The 5,915-nt window shown below is 73.3% G+C and carries 5 protein-coding genes; 4 read left to right on the top strand and 1 reads right to left on the bottom strand.

Features of this window, described 5'->3' with window-relative positions:
- The first annotated feature begins 152 nt into the window (after window positions 1–152).
- Together ACFU7Y_RS38420 and ACFU7Y_RS38415 are read left to right on the top strand one after the other, a co-directional pair.
- Complete coding sequence (locus tag ACFU7Y_RS38420) at window positions 153–1,406, top strand: hypothetical protein (protein WP_380771134.1); 1,254 nt, start codon at window positions 153–155, stop codon at window positions 1,404–1,406.
- Between the two features lie 91 nt (window positions 1,407–1,497).
- Window positions 1,498–2,283, top strand: coding sequence for a MerR family transcriptional regulator (locus ACFU7Y_RS38415; RefSeq protein WP_224281241.1), 786 nt, complete (start codon window positions 1,498–1,500; stop codon window positions 2,281–2,283).
- 9 nt (window positions 2,284–2,292) lie between these two features.
- On the opposite strand, the gene ACFU7Y_RS38410 is transcribed toward ACFU7Y_RS38415, so the two are convergent.
- On the bottom strand, window positions 2,293–3,429 hold the full coding sequence (locus tag ACFU7Y_RS38410) for a helix-turn-helix domain-containing protein (RefSeq protein ID WP_380771133.1): 1,137 nt from the start codon (window positions 3,427–3,429) through the stop codon (window positions 2,293–2,295).
- A gap of 234 nt (window positions 3,430–3,663) precedes the next feature.
- On the opposite strand from ACFU7Y_RS38410, the gene ACFU7Y_RS38405 reads away from it, so the two are divergent.
- Window positions 3,664–4,341: an RNA polymerase sigma factor gene (locus tag ACFU7Y_RS38405; RefSeq protein ID WP_224281239.1), complete on the top strand. Its 678-nt coding sequence runs from the start codon at window positions 3,664–3,666 to the stop codon at window positions 4,339–4,341.
- Window positions 4,338–5,771, top strand: a complete 1,434-nt coding sequence (locus tag ACFU7Y_RS38400; protein WP_380771132.1) for a hypothetical protein — start codon at window positions 4,338–4,340, stop codon at window positions 5,769–5,771. The genes ACFU7Y_RS38405 and ACFU7Y_RS38400 overlap by 4 nt, the downstream gene beginning before the upstream one ends.
- The last annotated feature ends 144 nt before the right edge of the window (window positions 5,772–5,915 follow it).

Genomic DNA, 5,915 nt, shown 5'->3' with positions numbered 1-5,915 from the left:
CGGCTGATGCCGGCCCGGCCCCCGCGTCGCTCCCGGTGTGCCCCGGGCCGCCCGCACCGTCCCGTCGGACGGGTGTGCGAGCGGCACGGGCGGTTCTCCTCCGTCACATAGGATGTCCGGCCGGAGGGGGGCGGAACGGCGGGAGAGGACAGGTGCGGGAAGCGCGCACGGCACGGACCACCACCGATTACGAGGCGGCGACCGGGCGGATCGCCGGACTGCCGTTCCGGCGGCACCACGTCCTGCTGACGGCCTGGACGGTGCTCTGGTTCTTCCTGGTCGAGCCCAGCGGTGGCTTCTCCTGGCACTACCTGCGCCAGGGCGAGCAACTGCTTTTCAGCGGTCAGCCCGACGGCGGACTGTCGCTCTACGCCCACCACCCGGAGCTCCAGATCGGCCCGGTCAGCCTGGCCGCGGCCCGCCTCACCGCCCCGTTCGCACCGCACACCGGCGAGCTGATCGCCGAGGCGGTGAGCGCCGGGCTGGGCCTGGTGATGCTGGTCGTGGTCGGCCGCACCGCCGCCCTGTACTACCTCGGCACCGGGACCAACCACCGACGGCTCCAGCAGCGGCTGCTGATCGCCGGGCTGGCGTTCATCCCGATGTGGGTCGAGGTCTCCGTCCGCTTCGCGCACCTGGACGACGTCCTCGCGCTGTTCTTCACCACCCTCGCCGCGCACGCCCTGGCCCGCGGCAAGCCCGTCCAGGTCGCGGTCTTCCTGGCGCTGGCGGTGGACTCCAAGCCCTGGGCGATCGCCTTCGCCCCGCTGATCCTGGCGCTGCCCCGGCCCGCCTGGCTGCGCACCGCGCTCTGGTTCTGCGCCCTGGTGGCGATCGCCTGGCTGCCGTTCTACCTGGGCAACCTGGACACCATGGCGGCCGCCAAGTTCACCATCCCGAACCAGCCCGCCTCCGCACTGCGCTGGTTCGGGGTCACCGACCCGTCCACCCCCTGGTGGGACCGCCCGACCCAGTTCGCGCTCGGCATCGGGCTCGGCTGCGTCGCCGTCTGGCGCGGGCGCTGGCCGGCCGTGGTGCTGCTGGGCGCGGACGCCCGCATCCTGCTCGACCCGAGCGTCTACACGTACTACACGGCCTCGATCCTGCTCGGCACCCTGCTCTGGGACGCGGTCGGGCAGAAGCGGCTCGTCCCGTGGTGGAGCTGGATCGCGCTGGTCGCGCTGTACGGCGGCACGCTGTTCCTGCCGTCCGACGCGGCCCGCGGCTTCGTCCGGCTCGCCTTCGTGGTGGTCTCCGCCGCGTACGTGCTGTTCTGGCCCACCCAGCGGTCCCGCCGGCAGCGGCCCGGCGCACCGGGTGACGGCAACGGCGGGGGTGGCGGCCACGGCCGCCGGAGCGGCCGTCGGCGCGAACGGGCGCTGGCCGGCGCCGGCGTCGGCGCCTGAAGCGGGCGGGCGTGCCCGCGCCGGTCCCACCGCTTGACCCTCACGCGACGTGAGAGCCGAGGGTGGTGGTCAGCACCAGGGAGGAACTCCGATGACCAGTGAGGGCTACTCGGTCGGCGCCGTGGCGAAGATCGCCAAGGTGACCGTCCGAACCCTGCACCACTACGACGAGATCGGCCTGCTGTCCCCGGCCGGCCGTACCCGGTCCGGCTACCGCCGGTACGCGGACGCCGACCTCGACCGGCTGCAGCAGATCCTCTTCTACCGAGAACTCGGGTTCCCCCTGGAGGAGATCGCGGCGATCCTGGACGACGAATCGGTCAGCCCGACCGAACACCTCCGGCGGCAGCACCGGCTGCTCACCGACCGGATCAGTCACCTCCAGGAGCTCGCCACAGCCGTCGAACACGCCATGGAGGCACGGAGAATGGGCATTCAGCTGACCCCGGAGGAGAAGTTCGAGATCTTCGGCGAGGGCTACCAGGAGGAGTGGGAGCAGGAGGTCGAGGAGCGCTGGGGCCACACCGAGGCCTGGGCCGAGTCGCAGCGCCGCACCGGCGGCTACTCCAAGGCCGACTGGCAGCGCATCCAGGCCGAGATGACCGGGATCAACAACCGCCTGGCCGAGGCGATCACCGCCGGCGAGCCCGCCGACGGCACGGTGGCCACGGACCTCGCCGAGGAGCACCGGCAGCACATCTGCCGGAACTTCTACGACTGCACGTACACCATCCACCGCGGCCTGGCCGGGCTGTACGTCTCCGACCCGCGCTGGACCGACGCCTACGAGAAGACGGCGCCGGGCCTGGCGCAGTGGCTGCACGACGCCATCCTCGCCAACGCGGACCGACGCGAGGAGAAGCGCGACGGGAAGTAGGCGGCGCGCTCAGGCCACTCCGCGCCCGAAAGAGCGCCGGTAGGCGGTCGGGGAGGTGCGCATCACCCGGCCGAAGTGGTGGCGGAAGGCCGCGGCGTTCTCGAAGCCGACCGCCGCGGCGATCTCCTCCACCGTCCCCTCCGGCGACTCCAGCAGCGCCAGACTGGCCGCGATGCGCTGGGTGACGACCCAGCGCATCGGGCTGGTCCCGTTGCGGGCGGTGAAGTGCCGCAGGTACGAGCGGTCCGACATCCGGGCGGCGCGGGCCAGCTGCGAGACGGCCAGCGGGGACGACAGGTGGTCCAGCGCCCACTGCATGCTGCGGGCGATCCCGTCGTCCTCGGCCTCGACCGGGCGGACGGCCGCCTCGACGAACTGGGCCTGCCCGCCGTCCCGGTGCGGTGCCACCACGAAGCGGCGGGCCACCGTGTTGGCGACCTTGGCGCCGTGGTCCCGCCGGACCAGGTGGAGGCAGAGGTCGATGCCGGCCGCGCTGCCCGCGCTGGTCAGCACGTCGCCGTTGTCCACGTACAGCACGTCCGGGTCGACCAGCACCGCCGGGTACCGCTGCTGGAGCAGCTCGGCGTACCGCCAGTGGGTGGTCGCCTCCCGGCCGTCCAGCAGCCCGGCGGCCGCCAGTGCGAAGGCGCCCGAGCAGATCGACACGATCCGGGCGCCGCGCCCGTGCGCGGTGCGCAGCGCCTCGACCAGGGCGGGGGAGACTTCGCGGTCGAACGCGTTCGGCACCCCGGGGACCACCACGGTGTCGGCCGCCGCCAGCTCGTCCAGTCCGTGCCGGGCGGTCAGCGCGAAGCCGCCCACCGCGTCCAGCGGCGTCCCGGGGCGGTCGGCGCACACCTTCAGCCCGTACCAGGGCGCCGCCAGCAGGCCGGTCAGCTCGGGCCGCGCCAGCCCGAACACCTCGACCACCACGCCGAGCTCGAACGGCGCCATGCCCGGAAAGGCGTACACCGCGACGTCGTGCACGGGCTCCGGACACCGGCCGATGGTGACGGCCACCGGCCGTGACCCGGTGGCGGTCCCGGTGACCGCAGTCGTACCCGCGGCCGGATCGACGGCCGCGGTCCTCTCCACAGCCGTACCCGTTCCGGCCCCGACCGGGCCGTCGACGATCTGCTCGGCCATGCGAACCCCCTGCTCACGGGTGGCGGAATGCCGGTGAGTGTAGCCGTCCCGGCTCCTTCGGAATTCTCTTCGAACCCACCTGCAACCTTCACCCCGGTCACACGTCCTTTGGTACGGGGACGGAGGGAACCCGGCAGAGGGCAGCCGGAGTGATCCCCCCGATCACGATCTTGAGCAGGTGACCTGACGGAACGGCCTGCGCCGTCACCGTCCCGGGGGAAAGCGGAATCGCACATGTCCATGGCCATCGGGCCGACCGCCGCGCAGGCAGGGGGGCGCGGCTTCTCCATCCGAGGGGCGGTCGCCGTGCTGTTCGGTGCGCAGGAGGCCGGCGAGCCGCTCGCCGGCGCCGTCACCGAGCAGGAGGCGAAGCAGCGCCGCTCCGGCTTCCGGCTGCTGCGGGGCGGCCGCAAGCCGGCCGAGGACCGGCCCACCCTGACCGACCTGTACCACGCCCACCGGCTCGGCCTGGTCCGGATGGCGGTCCTGCTGGTCGACCACCAGGACCTGGCCGAGGACGTCGTCCAGGAGGCCTTCACCCAGCTCTACCAGCGCTACGGCGAGGAGCTGGACGACCTCGACAACGCGCTCGGCTACCTGCGCACCTCGGTGGTCAACGGCGCCCGCTCGATGCTGCGCCGCCGCAGGACCGCCCGCGAGTACGTGCCGCCGCACGTGGCGGACGCCCCGTCCGCCGAGGACCACGCGGTGCTCAACGACGAGCACCGCCGGGTGCTGGTGGCCCTGCAGGAGTTGACTCCCCGCCAGCGCGAGGTGCTGGTGCTGCGCTACTGGTCCGACCTGTCGGAGGCGCAGATCGCCGAGACCCTGGGACTGTCCCGGGGTGCCGTGAAGTCCACCGCCAGCCGCGCTCTGGACGCCTTGGAAAAGCACCTGGAGAAGGTTCGATGACCGACAAGCTCCCCCGCCGCACCGGCGGCGACGGCGACGGGCCTGCCGAGACCCCGACGGAACGGCTGCTCCGCGAGGCGATGACGGCCCGGGCCTCCATGGTCACGGCGGCCGGCCTGCGCCCGGCCGCGCCCCCGAAGAGCCGGATCCGCCGGCTGCGCCCGGTGTACGCCGTCGCCCTGCCGCTCGGACTGGCCGCCGCCCTGGCGCTCGGCGTGCTCACCTTCCACGGCGAGCCGGTCGCCCAGGACGAAGTCCCGCCCCCGGCCGCCACCCTGACCAGCGCGCCGAGCCCGACGTCCGACCCGACCGGCGCCCCCAGCCCGACGGCCGCTCCCACCGACCCGGGCGCCCCCACGGGCGGGGCCGAGACCGAGGCCCCGCTCGCCGACGGCGCCCCGTCCTCCTCCGCCACCAACACCCCTGGTGGCGCGGCGAGTTCGTACACTTTCCGGGGCGTCAGGTTCAAGGTCCCGGCCGGCTGGAAGGTCGTGCCGCGCTCGGACGACCGGGTCTGCGTGCTGAGCCCCGGAGCGCCGGTCGGCCCGCAGCAGGGCTGGTCGCCGATGGACTGCGAGCCGTACGGCGTCCTGGTCGTGGTCTACAACAGCCCGGACGAACTCGGCGCCTGGCCGACGATGGCCGACCTCGCCGCCGACAGCGGCTGGGGTCACCAGCCGAACTGCCCGGTCTGGGGCCGGCCCTACTTCCCCGACAACGGCTACTCCTCGGTCAGCGCCCCCGTGCGGACCAAGCCCACCGTGGCCGGCAAGACGATCGACAAGACCCAGTGGAACGTCGCCTGCAAGCCCGGCGACACCTTCACGGCGCAGATGTGGGGGATGGGTTCGGACCAGGTCTTCGTGGTGGCGAACGGGCTCAAGAGCGACTACCAGGCGGGCCTGACGGCGATCGTCAACAGCCTGGACGCGAGCGGCCACAAGGCACCGACGTCCCCGCCGTCCCCGCCGTCCGAGAACAGCGTGGCCGTGTCGTTCAGCGGCCTCTCAACCGGGCAGCAGGTGCCGGCCAACGGCACTCCGGTGACCTTCTCGGTCACCTTCAAGAACACCGCCCAGAGCGGCTTCGCCGCCGTCCAGCCGGCGCTCTACACCGTGTCGTACCCGGCCTCGTTCGGGACCTCCGAACCGGCGAACGCGGGCACGCTGGAGCGCCTGGACGGGGACACCTGGGTCTCCGTGCCGCTGCTGTCGTTGGCGGAGCGGAACTCCCTGAGCGCGGGCAAGCGGGTCACCTTCCCGCTGGCCGCCGGCCAGAGCAAGGTGGTCAAGTACCGGATCACGCTCGGTCCCGGGTACGCCGCCGGGACGATGTCGGTGCAGGCGGACGTCGTGCTGCCGTACGACGGCACCGGGGCGTCGCCGACCCACCTGGGGTCCCGGAGCGTCGGGACGACGGTCGTGAAGTAGCCGCTTCCGGCACGGCGACGTCGAGGTCCCGGTGGGCGCCCGGTCGAACGGCCACCAGGCCGCCCGCCGGAACCCCTTCGGCCCCCTGGGGCGGTAGCGGTCCCGCGCCCGCGGCCGAGGGCCCGGCCTCCCACTGCTCGGGAG

The organism is Kitasatospora sp. NPDC057542, from assembly GCF_042801945.1.
In the GTDB taxonomy this organism is placed as follows: Bacteria; Actinomycetota; Actinomycetes; order Streptomycetales; family Streptomycetaceae; genus Kitasatospora.
This window is presented reverse-complemented; position numbering and strand designations above follow the sequence as displayed.